This is a genomic window from Akkermansia sp. BCRC 18949 (genome assembly GCF_045011645.1).
GTDB lineage: Bacteria > Verrucomicrobiota > Verrucomicrobiia > Verrucomicrobiales > Akkermansiaceae > Akkermansia > Akkermansia massiliensis.
In genome coordinates this window covers 1,615,242-1,632,186 of sequence record NZ_CP123619.1, presented here as the reverse complement: position 1 = coordinate 1,632,186, position 16,945 = coordinate 1,615,242, and the positions used below count along the sequence as shown (strand labels likewise).

Below are 16,945 nucleotides of genomic sequence, written 5' to 3'. Positions count from 1 at the left end.
ATGGACAGTTTTTAAGCGGTGGCAGGAACGCCCCATGTCACAAAAACGGCCTTTTTCCGTCCATGTTCCTGCCGGAGGATTTTTCCTTGAAACAATTCAGGAAACTGATCAGTATAGTTTTATAAACATGATCCTCTTACCATTCTTGAAAAAGGGAGCCATTTTGCTCGCTCTCTGCGGCATGCTGGGCGGCGGCGTGCTTTCCGCCCAGGAGACCGGGTCCGTTCCGATTACGGAAGCGGGCCTGAAGGCGCTGGATTCCAACGTCTTCACCAATGACTTTATGCTGGCGCTGAAACCCAATGTCACGCGTGACCGCATCGCCAAAATCAAGGATCCCTTCGTGCGCGGGCTCGCCCGCCAGATGGCGGAGAAAAAATATGACCGCAAGGCGCGCGCCATCACGGCGGAACCGTACGAACCGGTCAAGGACCTGGCGGACCGCCTGCGCACCAGCCAGTACAGCAAGTTTGAAAACCCCACCGGCATCTTTTTTGAGGAAGGGGAGGACGTGCTGCTGGTCATGGAAGACCCCAAAGGGGAAAAACTGAACCTGGTCATCCACAACTTCGGGCGTGACGGAGGCCGCAGCTCCTACCCCCTCAAGGCGGGAATCAACATCATCAAGGCGAAAAACAAGGGGCTGGGCTACATTGAATACTTCACGCCCAACTACAAGAAAGCTCCCAAGGTACGGCTCTCCATCCCGTCCGGCAAGGTGAACGGCGTGTTCGTGGGAGGCGTGAGCAAGAACAGCGACTGGAAGAAGATGCTGGAAAATTCCCCCACGGAGGTGGTGGACATCGTTGGCAGCCGCGTGCACCTGGTTTATCCGGTGGAGGAACTCAAGAAATTCTGCCCGGACAAGGGGGAGGAACTGATCGCCCTGTATGACAAGATCATCGGCATGGAGCAGCAGATCATGGGCCTGTACAAGTACAAGATGCTGCCTAAAAACCGGATGTTCGGCCGCGTGATCTGGAATGGCTTCATGCACGCGGACGGCACGGGCGCCGCCTTCCACAACGGCACGATGGGGGAAGTGGGCAATCCGGACAAGATTCCCGGCAGCGCCTGGGGCATCGCCCATGAATTCGGCCATGTCAACCAGGTGCGCCCCGCCATGAAATGGGTATCCACCGGGGAAGTGACCAACAACATTTACTCCGCCTACGTGAACTACATGCTGAATCCCTCCAGCATGCGCCTGGAGCATGAACGCATCAACGGCGGGGACGGCAACATGATCGGCGGCCGCTTTAACGCCTACCTGAACAACGGCATCCTGAAGGGGGAAAACTGGCTCATCCAGACTGGCCCGGACAAGCGTTCCGGAGGGGACAACCGCCCGATGGTGCACGACCACTTTGTCAAGCTGGCTCCCCTGTGGCAGTTGGAGCTGTATTTCAAGGTGGCCGGGAAGGGCAATCCCGACTTCTATCCGGACATCTTCTACAAGGCCATCAAGATGGACACCAAGGGGAAGAAGGACGGCGAGCTTCAGCTTGCGTTCATGAAGAACGCCTGCGACGTCTCCAAACAGGACCTGACGGATTTCTTCCAGAAGACCGGCATGCTCAAGCCCATTGACCAGGAACTGGACGACTACACCTGCGCCCGCATGACCATCACGGAGTCCGATTGCAAAAACCTGATTGCGTACGCCAGAAAGTACAAGAAGCCGGAAAGCCCCGTCATTTACTACCTTTCCGTCAACAGCGTGGAGGCGTACAAGAACCGCCTGCCCGTCCGGGGCGCCTGCAACCAGGGCATCACGGAACAGGGCAACCGGCGCATCATCTCCCATGACGTGTGGAAAAACGCCGCCGTCTTTGAAACCTACAAGGATAAGGAAATGGTCCGCATCACCATGGTGGGGACGGATTCCAAGGACAACTCCTCCACCACGGTTCCCTATCCGGAGGGCTCCACCCGGATTGAGGCCGTTTCCTGGGATGGCAAGCGTACGCTGGCGTACGGCAAGCGTCCCGCCAAATAAAAGCTTAAGAGGTTAGCGTGTTCGGGCGCCGCCGTTCTCCGGAACGGCGGCGCTTTTTCATGGGGGTGTTCTCGCTCCATGACGGCCCTCCGGCCACAGGAAAGCGGCCAGGTGAATAATCGCCCCATACGTCTTCTCCGGTGTATTTTTATGGCCGCGTCCCGGGAACAAGGGCTCCCGCCCCTTGCAAAACCATGAACGGCAAACGCAGAAATTTCCCTTTGCCGCGCTTGGGATAAGTTCAGGTACGAAAACCGGAATGCTTTCGCTCTTATCAGGCCTGCTGCATGCCCAGGACACCGTGGCTGATTTCTTCATCGTGAAGCTCCATCTTGCCCCCGGAACCTGCGTGGCCTTTTCCGCCTGTACTTCCTTCCGGTTTTCCAGTAAGAGGTGAAGAAGCAAGCATGGCCGCCATCGTCAACGACCTCAGTGAATATTTGAAAACCAGTCCTTATATTGACTGGAAGCATGAGCTGGTGCTGGACAGGGCCGCCCGGCTCCGCGCCGCAGGTAAAGGAGAGCTGGAATGGATAGCAGGCGCCTACCGCTTCGTGAGGGATGAAATAAGCCATTCATGGGATGCGCAGGATAAAAGAGTGACGGTTTCGGCGTCAGACGTGCTGCGGGAGAAAACGGGCATCTGCTGGGCTAAGGCGAATCTGCTTGCGGCCCTGCTCAGAGCCTGCGGCATCCCGGCGGGGATATGCTACCAGCGGCTGACGCTGGAAGATACGCCGGGAAGCGGGTACTGCATCCATGCCCTGAATGCGGTTTTTCTGCAAGATCCGGGCAGGTGGATCAGACTTGACGCCAGGGGCAATAAAGAGGGCATCCGGGCGGAGATGGATTTGGAGAAGGAACGGCTCGCGTTCCGCGTGAGGCCGGAAATAGGGGAAGCGGATTATCCTGAAATTTACGCGGAACCCTTGCAGCTCACCATGGACGTGCTGGAAAACAGCACGGACGCCCTGTACATGTACCTCCATTCCCTGCCGGGAGAAATTTAGCGGAACAGGCGGCTGTTCCGTGCTCCCGCTCTGAATGCAGGAGGAACGGTTCCCGGGGCGCCGCAGGCCTCTGCGGTTTCTGAACGGAATGCGGCCAGGGACTGCGCCCTTTTTTATTATTCCTTCGCTGACGCTTGATTTTCTTTCAATTGACGCAAGAGGTTAAGCCGCTCCAGACGGCTGCATATGGAACATTAACGCATAAAAAAGCCTCTGCCGTTCGGCAGAGGCGGTGACGGAAAGAATCAGTTCTTGCAGCAGGATTCCCCGCTCCTTGGGCAACCGAGGCGCGCCTTCAGGATGCGCTTGAAATCCGTGCCCAGCAGGATGAAGCCTCCGGCCATCATGGCGATATCCTTGATGACGAGGCGTCCCGCCCCGGACAGATAGGGGAAGCCGTGGTTGGGGCCGCCCAGGTCGGGCACCCACGTTTCCGGGGTGGTTATCAGGAAGGACAAGGTTCCGGCGGTCATGATGATGAGCAGGCAGTCGCCGATGAGGCCCACCTTCGGGAAAAAGAGGCCCAGCAGTACGAGCGTGCCGATGGAGACGATCAGGATTCCCAGCCCGTAGGCAAAGCCGTAGGTGTTGTTTTCCTTGTGCCATGCGATATTGGGCGGCACCACGGCTCCCTCCTTATTCATGTGCTGCTTGTATTCGGGAGCCTTCTTGTCGTAGAAGAAACTCATCATCGGGCTGTTGGCTACGAAGGGAACAATGCCGTCCGCTTCATACTGGAAGGCCTTGAGGCCGCCAATCCAGGCAAAGACGATGAAGACGGCCACTCTCAGAAAATTGATGCCGAACCGTTGGACGGTCTCGGCGTATCGGAGGCATTTTTCAGGGGACGGGCATGTAGTAGGCATATCCGCTTGTAATACTGAAAATATTCATCGTCAAGGGAATTTAGTTTAATTCCAAATATTCCTATAGGAATATAAAATGCAGACAAGCCGTAAGACATTCTTTTTTAATATGATGGTGTTTTTTTAGATGTGAGTGGAAAAACTGGAAAAGGAGAGATATAAATGGCTGCCTTTCCAGAGCTTGGCTTGCTGCGCTCCCAGGATGGATTCCCGAAGGCCGGGAGGCCTTCATTCCCAGGCGGCCTGTTTCGTTCAAGCTGCGGGAACATGTCTTCTTCTGCCTTTCTTGATGGCTGCGGTTCCGGGGTCAAGAGGGTGATTTGTTCCACGTTCGGCTTCCCTCATTCTGCGGGGTTCATGCTTCGCATTCCGTCCAGCCGCGCAAACCGTTTCCCGGGCCCCCTGCCGCGTACAGCCGGAAAAGTTTTTTACTTTTGAACGGGGGCGGGGGAACGGCTGTATAACATGGGATGGATAAGGCAGGAACTTCCGGAAGCATGAAGGGAAAGATGCTGCTGCTTGTGGCCTTTTTGATCATTTGTTTCAATCTGCGGACCGGATTTGACTCTCCGGACCCGCTGTTGGGAACGATTGAAAAGGATATGGGCCTTTCCCTTGAAAATTCAGGGCTGTTTGCCCTGCTGCCCGTGTTTGTGCTGGGCGTGGCCGCGCCCATTTCTCCGCGCGTGGCGCGCTGGCTGACGCCGTGGAAGATCATTTTCTGGTTCCAGCTTCTGGCCGTGGCCGGTATTTTCTGGCGCAGCTGGGACGGCGTGGCGGGCCTGTACGGCGGCATGGTCCTGATGGGGCTGGGCATGGGGATTGCCGGAGCGGCCATTCCCGGACTGATCAAGCACCAGTTCCCGGACCACGCCTCCGCCATGATGGGCATTTACAGCGCCATGATCGGCGTGGGGAGCGCGGTGGCCTCCGGCCTGTCCGTTCCCATCTCCAACATGCTGGGCGGCTGGCGCTTTGGGCTGGGAATATGGATTATTCCCATCCTGCTGGGAATGCTGGTGTGGGGCGCGTACTTCCTCAAGCATCCGGTAGGAGTGTTCCAGCGCGATCCGGATTCTTCCGGCCGCAACCTGCTGCGCAGCAGCAAGGCATGGCAGGTCACCATCTTTTATTTGAGCCGGGTGGGGGCAGCCTATTTCTTTTACACCTGGATTCCCATCTTCCTGAGGCAGCGCGGCATGAGCTACGTGGACGCAGGGTTCATCCTTTCCGTAGCCATGTTTGCCCAGCTTCCCGCCACGCTCTCCGCGCACGCTCTGGAAAAAGCCACGGGGGGCCGGGGCCTTCTCATCGTGATGGCCATGGCCCTGGCGGCTCTTTCCTGCTGGGGCATCCTGTATCTTCCGCTGGACTGGGCTGTCTGGATGGCCATTCTGTTCGGCCTGGCGACGGGAACCGTTTTCAGCCGCGGAATGGCGCTGATGGTGGAACGGGCCAGAACCCCGTCGGAGGCGATCAGGCTTTCCGGCATGTCCCAGGGCATCGGCTTCACCATGGGCGCCGCCCTGAGCCTGCTGTTCACCTCCTTCCTCCACCAGGGCGGTTCCTTCCTGCCGTTCTGCCTGGTTTATACCTTTTTCTGCGTGCTCGGCATGATTTCCGGCCGCATGTCCGCCCAGCCGGGGTATGTTTGATATGTTCAGGGAGATGTTAGATGTTAAGAATTAGCGGTTAGATGGAGGGAAACGGTGGTTTTCCCCTTCTTCTTTCCGCTTCCTGCCTTTTGTTTTTTGGAGAAGGGCCGCCGCCCGAAGGGCTTGACGCTGGCGGGGGGGACGGGTAAGCTCTTGCCCGTCAAATTTTATGAAGGAAGAGATTGTACGCATTCAACGGGATGCCCTGGCGCGCATCGCCCAGGTGTCTGACAGGCGCGGCGTGGAAGACGCGCGCGTAGCCATCCTCGGCAAAAAAGGGGAACTGACCATGGCCCAGACGGGCATGAAGGACGTTCCCAGGGAGGAAAAGCCCGCCGTCGGCCAGTTGCTTAACGAGGCCCGCAAGGCTATTACGGAAGCGCTGGACGCCAAGCTGGAGGAAGTGCAAGCCCAGGCGGACAAGGCCGCCGTGGCCGGCGTTGACCTGACGCTTCCGGCCCGCTCCCTGCCGCAGGGCGGCCTGCATCCCCTCACGATCGTGCGGGATGAAGCCATCCGCATTCTGCGCCACATGGGTTTTGCCCTGGCGGACGGCCCGGAGATTGAGGACGAGTTCCACTGCTTTGACGCGCTGAATACGCCGGAGGACCATCCGGCCCGCAATGAGAAGGATACGTTTTACTTTGATTCCGGCAAGCTGCTGCGTACGCACACCTCCACCGTGCAAATACGCTCCATGGAGAAGCAGACGCCCCCCGTGCGCGTGATTTCCCCCGGCTCCGCCTACCGCCGTGACGAGATTGACGCCACGCACCTTTCCGCCTTCAACCAGCTGGAAGGCCTGTATGTGGACACGGACGTTTCCGTGGGCGACCTGAAAGGGACGCTGGAATACTTCCTGCGCGCCCTCTTCGGCTCCGATACGGAAGTGCGCTTCCGCCCCCATTTCTTCCCGTTCACGGAACCCAGCTTTGAAATTGACGTGAAGCTGAAGGTGGACGGCCAGGAACCGCGCTGGGTGGAGATCGCCGGCTGCGGCATGGTGGACCCGAACGTCTTTGAAGCCGTGGACCGCGAACTGGGGCTGGAACCCGGCGTGCAGGCCCGCTACACGGGGCTGACCGGATTTGCCTTCGGCATCGGCCTGGACCGCCTGGCCATGATCCGCTGGGGCATCCGGGACATCCGCGCCCTGATTGAGAACGACGTGCGCTTCCTTGCCCAATTCCAATAATTTTTACCTTACCCAGATATGAAAATTTCCCTTAACTGGCTTTCCCAGTATATCGACCTGGCCGGCCTGAGCGTGGACGAAATGTCGGACATGCTGACCTTTGCCGGCATTGAAGTGGAAGACATCCGCCAGCAGGGCGTGGACTCCCCGTACGTGGTGGTGGCCCGCGTGGCTGCCGCGGAACAGCATCCCCAGGCGGACCGCCTGAAAGTCTGCCAGGTGGACGTGGGCGACGGCACGCTGCACCAGATTGTGTGCGGCGCGCAGAACTACAAGGTGGGGGACAAGGTTCCCTGCGCCCTGCCGGGAGCGGTGCTGCCCGGCAACTTTGAAATCAAGGTGGGCAAGCTGCGCGGGGTGGAATCCCGCGGCATGCTCTGCTCCGCTTCCGAACTGGGGCTGCCCGACAAGGAGCACGGCCTCTGGATTCTTCCGCAGGAGCTGGAAACCGGCACGCCGATCTCCCAGGTCGTCAAGGCGGATACGATGGTGGAAGTGGAAGTGACGCCCAACCGTCCGGACCTGCTTTCCCACAACGGCATGGCGTATGAACTGGCCGCCATCTCCGGCCGGGAGTACAGGCCCGTTTCCATTGATGACGCCGGGGTGGAGCTGGAACCCGCCGGGGACTTCGTGCGGCTGGACCAGCCGGACCTGAACCCGTACTACACCGCCGTGAAAATCAGCGGCGTGAAGGTGCAGGAAAGCCCAGAATGGCTGAAGGAACGCCTGGTGGCCATCGGTCTGCGCCCCATCAACAACATCGTGGACGTCACCAACTACGTCCTGCATGAACTGGGCACGCCCCTCCACGCGTTTGACGCGGCGAAGGTGCAGGGCGGCATCGTCACCCGCACCGCCTACGAAGGGGAAACCTTCAAGGCCCTGGACGGGCAGGAATATACCCTCAACTGCACGGACCTGGTCGTTGCGGACCAGTCCGGCAAGGCGCTCGCCATCGGCGGCGTGATGGGCGGGGAGGAAAGCGGCGTGACGGAAGCCACTACGGACATTATTCTGGAATCCGCCTGGTTCAAGCCCTCCTCCGTGCGCGCCACGTCCCGCAGGCTGGCCCTGTCTTCCGACTCCTCCTACCGCTTTGAACGCGGCACCTCCGCCTGGAACGTGTTGCGCGGTTCCGTGCGGGCCGTGGAACTGATTCTCCAGCTGGCGGGCGGCACGGCCTCCCAAACGTATGTGGCGGGGGCTCCCGTTCCCAATCCGGCCCATGCCTGCATGCCTTCCTGCGGGGAGCCGGACGGCCCCGTTTCCGCGTTCGCTTCCCTGAAGCAGGGGAAGGGCGCCACGGTGACCAATGAACTGGGCTTCGTGAAGCTTCCCTGGAAGGCTCTGGACCAGATGTCCGGCGGTTCCATTTCCCACGAGGAAGGCGCGCGCATCCTGGCGGCGCTGGGCCTGATGCAGGTTCCGGACGCCCCGGAATGCTGGCTGATCCCCCCCCACCGCCTGGACCTTACGCGCCCCTGCGACTTGCTGGAGGAAATTGTCCGCGTCTTCGGGCTGGACGGCATCCCGTCCCGCTTCTCCGGCCCCTTCGTCACGGAATCCCCCGTAGACGTGGCCTACAACTTCCAGATGGGCCTGCGCCGCAAGCTGGCGGCCCTGGGGTTCTATGAAACCCAGACCATCAAGCTCATCGCCTCTGAAGCCGCTGACGGCGCCGTCGCCCAGGTGAAGGACGCGCTGCCCCTGCGCCCCCTGCAGGACGGCGACCTCATCCGCGTGTCCCTGCCGCTCAGCGAGGACCACTCCGTGCTGCGCCCCGCGCACACGCCCGGCCTGATTGCCGCCGCCGTGCGCAACAGCAACCAGGGCGTCTCCGGCCTGCGCTTCTTTGAACTTGGCCGCGTCTTCCGCAATACGGGCGGCGGCAAGGGCAGGGACATTGAAACGGATACGCTGGGCATCCTGCTTTCCGGGGACCGCACGGCGCGCTCCTGGGCGGACCCCAGGCCGGAACAGGCCTCCTTTGAAGACCTGCTGGCCGTCATGGAAGCGCTGGCTCCGGGCCACCGCTTTACGCTGACCCCCGCCAAACCGCGCGAACAGGCCGCCCTAGGGGCGGACGTGCAGCTTGACGGGAAGGCCTGCGGCTACTTCGCCCGCCTGTCCCTGGCGCGTTGCCGGGAGCTGGGCCTGGACCAGCCCGTGTACGTGGCGGAACTGGACCTCCGCAAGATGCAGGAAATTCTCACCGCTTCCGTGAAGGCCGCGGAACTGCCCCAGTTCCCCGGCTCCTCCCGTGATGCGGCCATGGAACTGCCCCTTTCTACGTCCAATGCGGACATCGTGAAGGCCATTGAAGCCGCACGGGAAAAACTGCTTGTCAGCTACTCCTGCTTTGACGTATTCACGGACCCCTCCGGTGAAAAGCTCCCGGCGGACCGCAAATCCATTGCCTACACCTTCCTGTACAGGGATCCGGCCAAGACCCTCACGGCTGCGGAAGTGGACGCCGCGCACCAGCGCGTGCTGAAAGCCCTGACGGACAAGGTAAAGGGCCTTTCCTTCAGATAACCCCCATCACGGGCCGCGCGTTTCATGAACCGGAGCGCGCGGCCTCTTTTTTCATCTTCCATGCACCTGCCTTCCCTGCGCCATGCGGGCCTGATAGCCGCCCGCGTCCTGATGTTTGCGGCGTGGTTCGGCCTCTCCGTATGGGCGGCGGGCGTGGTATTTTACAATGTATGGGGCGGCGCCGTTCTGGTATGGCTTTACGTAGCCGCCATGGCCTGCGCTTTTGTTTTCCGCAGGAAGCGGCCCGTATTCTGGCGCGCCTCCTGGGGTGTGCTGGCCCTGCTGCTGGCGTACTACCTGTGCATTCCTGCGACGAACGGTAAGGAGTGGCAGCCGTCCTGGAGCCGCCTGCCCGCCGTGGAAATCAACGGGAATGAAATCGTGGTGAAAGACGTGCGCAGCTTCGTCTACCGGACGGAGCGGGACTTCGACGCGCGCTACGTGACGCGCCGCTTTGACCTGGACAAGCTGTCCACGCTGGACTTCGCCGTGAGCCACTGGGACGGCATGGGATTTGTGGCCCATACCATGCTCTCCTTCGGCTTTGAGGACGGAAGGCATCTGGCCCTCTCCGTGGAAACGCGCCTGCCGGAAGGGGTGGAGCAGGGGACCATTCCGGGCCTCTACAAGCAATTTAACGTGATTTACATTCTGGCGGACGAGGAAGACCTGTTCGGCCTGCGCACCAGCTACCGGAAGGAGGACATGTACCTGTACCGCATCAACATCGGCAGGGAAAACCTGAAAAAAGCCTTCCTGGGCTTTGCGGAAAAAATCAATAGCCTCCACGAACGCCCGCGTTACTACAACACCGTCACCGCCAACTGCACGACGGAGCTGGTGGATACGTTCAAGAACTACCTGGGCGTGCGCCGCTGGCAGTGGACGCCCCTCTTCAACGGCATGTGCGACCAGGACGCCTATGACCGGGGGGAGCTGCTCCATCTGCCCGGAGAAAACTTCCGTGAACTGAAAAAACGCTCCTTCCTGGGGCATGGCGGGGAAGGGCTGGACTGGGCAGCCCTCCGCCGCCGCTGGGAGGAGGGCTGGCGCACGGACCCGTCCGCTCCGGTCAAAGAGTAGCGAACTGGAAGTGCATCCAGTCGTAATCGCGTGCGCGTCCCAGGGATACGGCCCCCTCCGCCTCCACGAACTGCCAGAAGGCCGCGTACTCCGGTCCGGACAGTACCGCTTTCGGTGCAGGGATGTTCAGGCCGTTCCTGTCCGGGTCCATGTCCACGGCGATGCCCCAGGCATGCATGGACGTGGCCTTCCCGCCGATGATGGAGCGGTTGTTGAAGCAGCCTCCGTACAGGTCCAGCCCCAGTTCCCGTATCTTCTCCATGCCGTAATGGTCCAGGGTGGCCCGGAAAATGCGGAGGAGCGGTTCCGCCACCAGCTTGTGGCAGCGCATGGTGGAAACGGTCGTGTTCCTCTCCCATGCCAGCCGCATGATATATGGCAGCCGGATGCTGGTCATGTTGCTTTCATCCCCCGCGCGGCCGAAGACGGACTTCCCGGAGCGCACTTCCTCCTGGCTGGGCCAGGAATGTTCCGGCTGGCGGATGCCCAGTTTTTCCATCAGGGCCTGCGCCGTCCGGGGACCGGGGATGCCGTCCGCATCTAGTCCCAGATGCTGTTGAATCAATTTCCAGTGTTCTTTCATAGGAGTTCACGCTAGGGGTTTCCTCCCGTAAGTTCCACATTTTTCCTGCCAGCGGCATTCCTGCCTTTCCGGAAGGGGAGAAAAAGAAGCGGGGTGTCTTTTATGTTGCGGAAAGGACTCATTCTGCTACACTTTTATTCACCTTTTATTTTATGAATTCAGAACCATCCAACGTTGTCAAATTTTACAATGGGGAACAAATTCCCCTGGAACTGCATAAAGTCCGCGTGGTGCAGAAGCTGCATCTTGTCCCCGTGGAACGCCGTCTGGAAGCCGCGCAGGAAGCCGGGTTCAATACCTTCCAGCTCAGCACGAACGACGTTTACCTGGACATGCTGACGGATTCCGGCGTCAACGCCATGAGCGACAACCAGATCGCCGCCATGTTCCGTGCGGACGACGCCTATGCCGGTTCCCAGAGCTTTGACCGCCTGAAGCAGGCCGTATGGGACGTCTTCGGCAAGGAATACCTGCTTCCCGCCCACCAGGGCCGCGCCTGTGAAAACATCATCGCCCGCACCTTCGTGAAGCCCGGGGACGTGGTTCCCATGAACTACCATTTCACCACCACGCACGCCCATATTGACCTGAACGGCGGCAAGATTGAGGAACTGGTGGCTGATGAAGCCGTCAATCCGGTCAGCACCAATCCCTTCAAGGGCAATCTGGACCCCGGCAAGCTGCGGGACTGCATCGCCCGTCACGGGGCGGACAAAATTCCCTTCGTGCGCATGGAAGCCTCCACCAATTTAATCGGCGGCCAGCCTTTCTCCATTGCCAACATGCGTGAAATCCGCGGCATTTGCGACGAATTCGGCATCATGCTGGTGCTGGACGCCTCCCTGATCGGGGAAAACGCCTACTTCATCAAGATGCGTGAAGACGAGTTCAAGGACTCCTCCTGCGCTGACATCCTGAAAACCATGTGCGGCCTGGCGGACTTGGTATACTTCTCCGCCCGCAAGGTTTCCTCCTCCCGCGGCGGCGGCATCTGCACGAACGACCGCTCCATCGCCAAGAAAATGGAGCACCTGGTTCCCCTGTTTGAAGGCTTCCTGACCTACGGCGGCATCTCCGTGCGTGAAATTGAAGCCATGGCCGTGGGCCTGTATGAAACCACGGACCTGACCGTGATTTCCCAGAGCCCCTCCTTCATTGAATACTTCATCGGCCAGATGGTGGACATGGGCATTCCCTGCGTGACCCCCGCGGGCGGCCTGGGCGCCCATATTGACGCCGGGCGCTTCCTGCCCCATATTCCGCAGGAGGACTATCCTGCCGGGGCCCTGGCGGCGGCCTTCTTCATCGCCTCCGGCGTGCGCGGGATGGAACGCGGCACGCTCTCCAGCGTCCGTGACGAAAACGGCGACGACATTCTGGCGGATGTGGAACTGCTCCGCCTGGCCTTCCCGCGCCGCGTCTTCACGCTGTCCCAGGTCAAATACGTGGCGGACCGCATGAAATGGCTCTACGACAACCGCGACCTGATCGGCGGCCTGGAATTCGTGGAGGAACCGCCCGTGCTGCGCTTCTTCATGGGCAAGCTCCGCGCCAAGAGCGACTGGCCTGAAAAACTGGCGGCCAAGTACCGCCAGGACTTCGGGGAAAGCCTGTAAAAAAATCTCACGATCTACTGGAATAAAAAACAAGGCCGGATCCACGCGTCCGGCCTTGTTTTTCTAAAGAAAAATAATTTAAAAAATATTTTCCGTTTTTTGATAAAAGAAGTGTTAGCGCAAGTCGTTTTTACGGAATCCCTTGTAGATGAAGTCTGTCTTTGGGCCGCGGCCCACCGTCCTGTCAAACAGATCTACCATTTCCCCGTCCCGGTACCCTGCCATGCGGATGAATTTAAGAATATCCGCTTTGCTGTTGGAAAAATGCTTTATAAGAATTGTCATCCAGAGTTTTTCCATGCGTTCCAGATTAGATTTTGCACTTAACTGGCGGTTTTGGGCAGTGACATACATGTCACTGTAACGTCTGCGTGCTTCAAACTGTCCTCGGATATATTCTTTCCCGAATATCTCGTCTTCCGTTGGGAATGTATCGCTGAATCCGTTATTGGCTACGGAACGGAACTGCTTAATATAAGCTGAAGCATAGGATGCAGTAAGAAGATTTATCTCCCTTTCTCGAATATCAAGTTTTGATGCGATCTTTGAATGATCTAGGAAAAGCATAGAATCAAATACCCAATGCTTTAGTAGAATATCGTTTTTGGAACCGATGAAAGGAGAAATATTTTCCTTAGAAGGATGGCTCAGGTCTTGATAACCAATAGGAGCTGCTCCCAAATAGTAGAAGAGCCATAATTGATATGAAATCATTTCTTTACTGGCGGAAGTCTCATTTATACAACCGATTTTTCTGTATAATTTCTCAGCCGTATTATAGAAACTCTTCATATCGCCCTGGCTGAGTAATTTTTCAAATTCTTTGAATTCTTCAGGGCGCGGAGGAAGATTTTTTAAGGATGACGGTGGCTTCAGGGATGGATCAAGCTTGACAGGATTGAGCTTGGCAGGCTCTGGATTAACGGGAACAGGATGAACGGTCTTGATCTTGACGAGATTGGCGTTTATCGGTTCGGTCATACCCAGAGCAAGCAAAATGAAAAAAATACTTTTCATGATCAGTTATTTAAATTATTCGGAATAGGGGTTGTTTTTTGTACCTTAACCGGATTTTTCTCAGAGTGGAATTTATCAATTTCTATTGTAATATCCTTATTTGTTTTGGAAATACTGCAATTCATAATACCACGTGCGACGCCCGCACATAACTCTGGATCATTACCGTTTGATTGTGCCGACACTAACCTGAACCAGCATTTGTGTCCCCATGTCATCGGGTTTTCCTTATCCAGAATGTTTAATTGATCTTTGGTGATCGGCAAATCAAGAGCTATTTCGTCCTTAAACTGGTTAGTCTGCTGAATTTCCACGGGCTTGGGATTGGGGTTATGTGGTGGACGATTGTTTTTATTATGCTGGGGATTGACATATCCTTCGTCTATTTCCTTGATTTTCATTTTTGAGAAATTTACGTCAAGAGGATGAATGGTTAATTGGATAATCATCCAGGCTGAAGCAAAGGGAACTCCCGGCATTTGTTCCTGAATTTGAGGAGGAGTATCCTGGCCTTCCTTGAGTTTTTGTACCTTTGCTCCCTCAGGGATGACAATCTTAAGAGAATATGGTTTGGATACTAATCCCCCTTCTGTTTTTACTGTAACCGTAACCTGTCCGTTTTTTTCTGCTGTTGGTTTAGCTTGAGCATCAAAAGATGTGATTCCTTTCATTTTTTCAGGAAGAATCAATACACCTTCTTCATCCGTGACGATCCATTCCAGTTTTTTAGGGTCTCCCATCAAGGCTGGTTTCGCTTCCAAACTAATGGTGATTGTTTCTCCTACTCCAATGGTTTGGCGTTTTAGGTCATCTTCTTTGGAATCCTTGCTGATTCCCATATTGAATTTTGCGGAATGAAGTTCCGTCTTCGATACAATTTTAAGACCTTCTATTTCTTCGTTTTCAGCATCTTCTGCCCCAGCTGTCGACCATAGAACAAATAGAATGAGAATCTTGCAGACATATTGTATAGTAATTCGATTACTATTGGTGTAACATATTGGACGAGAAAACATAGTCATTATGAGAAGGCAAAGGCTAAGAAAAAATGATGCATTGATCAATATAAAATTTCATCAATAGTGAATGTATAACATTTGCCCCGGCGAAGGAATCACCCTTTTTCTGTAATAACAGAGGCGATTTTTATTGTTTTTGACAATAAAAAGTCAGGATAGGATTTAAAATTGAAGCAGGCCCTGCTTCCAGCATATCCAGACGGCCGCCGCCGCGATGAGAAGGATGATGACGAAGGCGGTGCCTGCGGAAGATTTCTTTCTGGCCTTGGGCAGGGCTTTCCGCGCCACTCCTCCGGCTTGCAGGGTTCCTGCGGCCGCCATGGCGTTGATGTAATCGTTCCATGCTTTGGCGGAATGGAAGCGGCTGCGTTCATCCGGAGACAGGGCCTTGTCAATCCCGGAAAGGAAGTTCATGGGGTATGTCTTCCGCAGGGCCGCGTAACTGGTCACCTTCGGGTTGCGGTCCACCACGGAACGCTGGTCCGCCGGGTGGGGAACCTGGCCCGTAAGCAATTCGTAGAACGTGGCGCCCAGCTCGTACATGTCGCACCAGGGGCCGATTTCGCTCCGGCGTCCGGGGTAGAATTCCGGCGGCGTGTAGCCGGGAGTGATCTGGACGAGGCCCTGGTGCTGGAGGGTCTTGGTGCGCACGGCGCCGAAGTCGATCAGCTTGGGCGTGCCGTCCGGCTGGATGAAGATGTTTCCCGGCTTGATGTCGCAATGGTAAACTCCCATGGCGTGAAGGTAGTGCAGGATGTCCAGCAGGCGGAACAGAAGGTCCGTGGCCCGTGCCGGCTCCATGCTCTGTCCGGTGGCGTGCATGGTGGTCATCAGGTCGAACAGGGTCTGCCCCTGGATGTTTTCCATAACGTAATAGCAGGTGCCGTTGGCATCAAACATGTCGAACACCTGCACGATGCCGGGGTGGTTGAGCTGGGCCAGGACGGAAGCCTCCTGCCGGGAGTTGGAAATGCTCTGGGCGAAGTTGACGGCGGCCTGTTCGTCCCGCGGGTGGACGAAGCCGGTTTCCATGTCCCGGAAGGCGTAGGCGTCCGGCATGCATTCCTTGATGACGACGTACCGGGAATGGGGATTGTCCAGCGCCAGGTACGTAATGCCGAAGCCTCCGGCGTTCAGCACATTCAATATCGTATACTTGTCTTGCAGAACGGTATTGTTCGCAAGCGGGTAAACCAGGGTTTCTTGTTCCATGTCAGGGGGGAGGGCGGGTTGGGGCCGGGAAAATCTTTAATTCAATACGCAAGTTCTGTCAAGAATCTCTCTGCCGTATTCAATAACAGGAAACCCGGAATTCGTATTCCTCCACGCTGCCGCGTTCCAGGCAGGCGGCCAGCCAGTCGAACAGGGCGCCGAATTCCCCGCCCAGGGTTTCCCCGGTATCGGCCTCCAGCGCCTTCAGGCGGCTGGAAGCCAGGCGCACGGGCGTCAGCTCCGCCAGCAGGGCGGCGCATTCCTCGTCCCCTGCCTTGAAAATCTCTTCCGCCCCCGGCAGTTCGCACAGGCGTTCGTCTGCAATTTCCAGGCACACGACGCCTACGCCGAATTCGGCGGCCAGTCCGCGCAGGGCGGCGCATTCGGAATCATCCGGAAGTTCCCCCACGATGACCAGTTCCCCGCACTGCGCCCAGCGGGACGTGGCCAGGGTCCTGAAAAACTCCCTCCTGCCGTCTTCTCCTCCGGGCATGCGGGCCACGCAGACGCTGCGGATGCCCATCATGGGCGCTCCGATCATGCGGCGGCGCTGGAGCGCGCTTTGGTCGAAGACCAGCGCGTTCCCCTCCCATTCCCCATCCGGCCATTCCACGACGGCCAGGTCCGGCTTCACCCATGAGGTTCCCGTTTCACTGGTGCTGAACACGAAAACCCCGCGGCCCGTGGTATCATACTGGCGCACGGCCAGGGCCAGCGCCTTGGCGCGGCAGTTCAGCGCGTCCGGTTCGTTTTCCCCCAGAAACAGGGGCAGCAGCCCCCTGGCCGCCGGTTTGCCGTCCCGGTCCCGAACGCGCCTGTAATAGCCCTGGCCGCGCTCCACCTTGGCGATTTCCGAGTCCGGCTCGGAGGCCATGAAGGAGAAATGGTAGCGCAGGGAGGCGTCTGAATACTCCTCACCCAGCCTCAGGCGCACCAGGCGGATGAGTTCGGTCCCCTTGATGGCCTGGGCCGGGTCGGAAGGCAAAAGTTCCGGAAGCAATTCTTCCAACTGGGATCGTAGACTCATACGCGCCCCATGAGAACACGGGAGGGAAGCTTCTTCAAGGCGGAAGGAGTTCAGCACATGAAATAAAAAGCTCTTTTATTTGTTCCGGAATACGGCAAGATGGTCCGCATGGCATGGATTACCTC

14 protein-coding genes are annotated in these 16,945 nt (G+C 57.7%); 7 read left to right on the top strand and 7 right to left on the bottom strand.

The window, feature by feature from the left end; genetic code table 11:
• Nucleotides 1-127: 127 nt before the first annotated feature.
• Nucleotides 128-1,999: a M60 family metallopeptidase gene (locus P8A25_RS06755; RefSeq protein WP_022396054.1), complete on the top strand. Its 1,872-nt coding sequence runs from the start codon at nucleotides 128-130 to the stop codon at nucleotides 1,997-1,999.
• Nucleotides 2,000-2,273: 274 nt separating this feature from the next.
• Here the strand turns inward: P8A25_RS06755 and P8A25_RS06750 are convergent, their stop codons facing one another.
• Nucleotides 2,274-2,417 carry a hypothetical protein gene (locus tag P8A25_RS06750; protein ID WP_215442588.1) on the bottom strand — a complete coding sequence of 48 codons (144 nt, stop codon included), beginning with the start codon at nucleotides 2,415-2,417 and terminating at the stop codon, nucleotides 2,274-2,276.
• On the opposite strand from P8A25_RS06750, the gene P8A25_RS06745 reads away from it, so the two are divergent.
• Complete coding sequence (locus P8A25_RS06745; protein WP_102730673.1) at nucleotides 2,407-3,009, top strand: transglutaminase family protein; 603 nt, start codon at nucleotides 2,407-2,409, stop codon at nucleotides 3,007-3,009. The genes P8A25_RS06750 and P8A25_RS06745 overlap by 11 nt on opposite strands.
• Nucleotides 3,010-3,254: 245 nt before the next feature.
• Here P8A25_RS06745 and P8A25_RS06740 read toward each other — a convergent pair whose 3' ends face one another.
• Entirely contained in the window at nucleotides 3,255-3,875 is a 621-nt protein-coding gene (locus P8A25_RS06740; RefSeq protein ID WP_215442590.1) for a DUF417 family protein, read from the bottom strand.
• Between the two features lie 470 nt (nucleotides 3,876-4,345).
• Between P8A25_RS06740 and P8A25_RS06735 the strand changes: the two genes are divergently transcribed.
• The 4 genes from P8A25_RS06735 (at nucleotide 4,346) to P8A25_RS06720 (ending at nucleotide 10,346) form a co-directional block, all read left to right on the top strand.
• A complete protein-coding gene (locus P8A25_RS06735) occupies nucleotides 4,346-5,530 on the top strand; it encodes a CynX/NimT family MFS transporter (protein ID WP_102722319.1) in 1,185 nt (394 codons plus the stop codon).
• 169 nt (nucleotides 5,531-5,699) lie between these two features.
• Complete coding sequence (locus P8A25_RS06730) at nucleotides 5,700-6,725, top strand: phenylalanine--tRNA ligase subunit alpha (RefSeq protein WP_022396059.1); 1,026 nt, start codon at nucleotides 5,700-5,702, stop codon at nucleotides 6,723-6,725.
• Between the two features lie 18 nt (nucleotides 6,726-6,743).
• A complete protein-coding gene (gene pheT / locus P8A25_RS06725; RefSeq protein WP_215442591.1) occupies nucleotides 6,744-9,263 on the top strand; it encodes a phenylalanine--tRNA ligase subunit beta in 2,520 nt (839 codons plus the stop codon).
• 60 nt (nucleotides 9,264-9,323) lie between these two features.
• Nucleotides 9,324-10,346: a DUF4105 domain-containing protein gene (locus P8A25_RS06720; protein WP_404838611.1), complete on the top strand. Its 1,023-nt coding sequence runs from the start codon at nucleotides 9,324-9,326 to the stop codon at nucleotides 10,344-10,346.
• Here the strand turns inward: P8A25_RS06720 and P8A25_RS06715 are convergent.
• A complete protein-coding gene (locus P8A25_RS06715) occupies nucleotides 10,336-10,929 on the bottom strand; it encodes a M15 family metallopeptidase (RefSeq protein ID WP_102722315.1) in 594 nt (197 codons plus the stop codon). The two genes, P8A25_RS06720 and P8A25_RS06715, sit on opposite strands and share 11 nt — an antisense overlap.
• A gap of 152 nt (nucleotides 10,930-11,081) precedes the next feature.
• On the opposite strand from P8A25_RS06715, the gene P8A25_RS06710 reads away from it, so the two are divergent.
• A complete protein-coding gene (locus P8A25_RS06710; protein WP_215442593.1) occupies nucleotides 11,082-12,545 on the top strand; it encodes a tryptophanase in 1,464 nt (487 codons plus the stop codon).
• 114 nt (nucleotides 12,546-12,659) lie between these two features.
• Here the strand turns inward: P8A25_RS06710 and P8A25_RS06705 are convergent, their stop codons facing one another.
• The 4 genes from P8A25_RS06705 to P8A25_RS06690 form a co-directional block, all read right to left on the bottom strand.
• Nucleotides 12,660-13,562 (bottom strand): hypothetical protein, encoded by a 903-nt coding sequence (locus P8A25_RS06705; RefSeq protein WP_215442594.1) that lies wholly within the window; start codon nucleotides 13,560-13,562, stop codon nucleotides 12,660-12,662.
• Nucleotides 13,563-13,564: 2 nt separating this feature from the next.
• Entirely contained in the window at nucleotides 13,565-14,584 is a 1,020-nt protein-coding gene (locus tag P8A25_RS06700; RefSeq protein ID WP_102733160.1) for a hypothetical protein, read from the bottom strand.
• Between the two features lie 159 nt (nucleotides 14,585-14,743).
• Nucleotides 14,744-15,793: a serine/threonine-protein kinase gene (locus tag P8A25_RS06695; protein ID WP_102728808.1), complete on the bottom strand. Its 1,050-nt coding sequence runs from the start codon at nucleotides 15,791-15,793 to the stop codon at nucleotides 14,744-14,746.
• A 79-nt stretch (nucleotides 15,794-15,872) separates the two neighbouring features.
• The gene (locus P8A25_RS06690; protein WP_022396066.1) at nucleotides 15,873-16,820 is read right to left on the bottom strand and encodes a hypothetical protein; all 948 of its coding nucleotides are present in this window, start codon (nucleotides 16,818-16,820) and stop codon (nucleotides 15,873-15,875) included.
• Nucleotides 16,821-16,945: the final 125 nt, after the last annotated feature.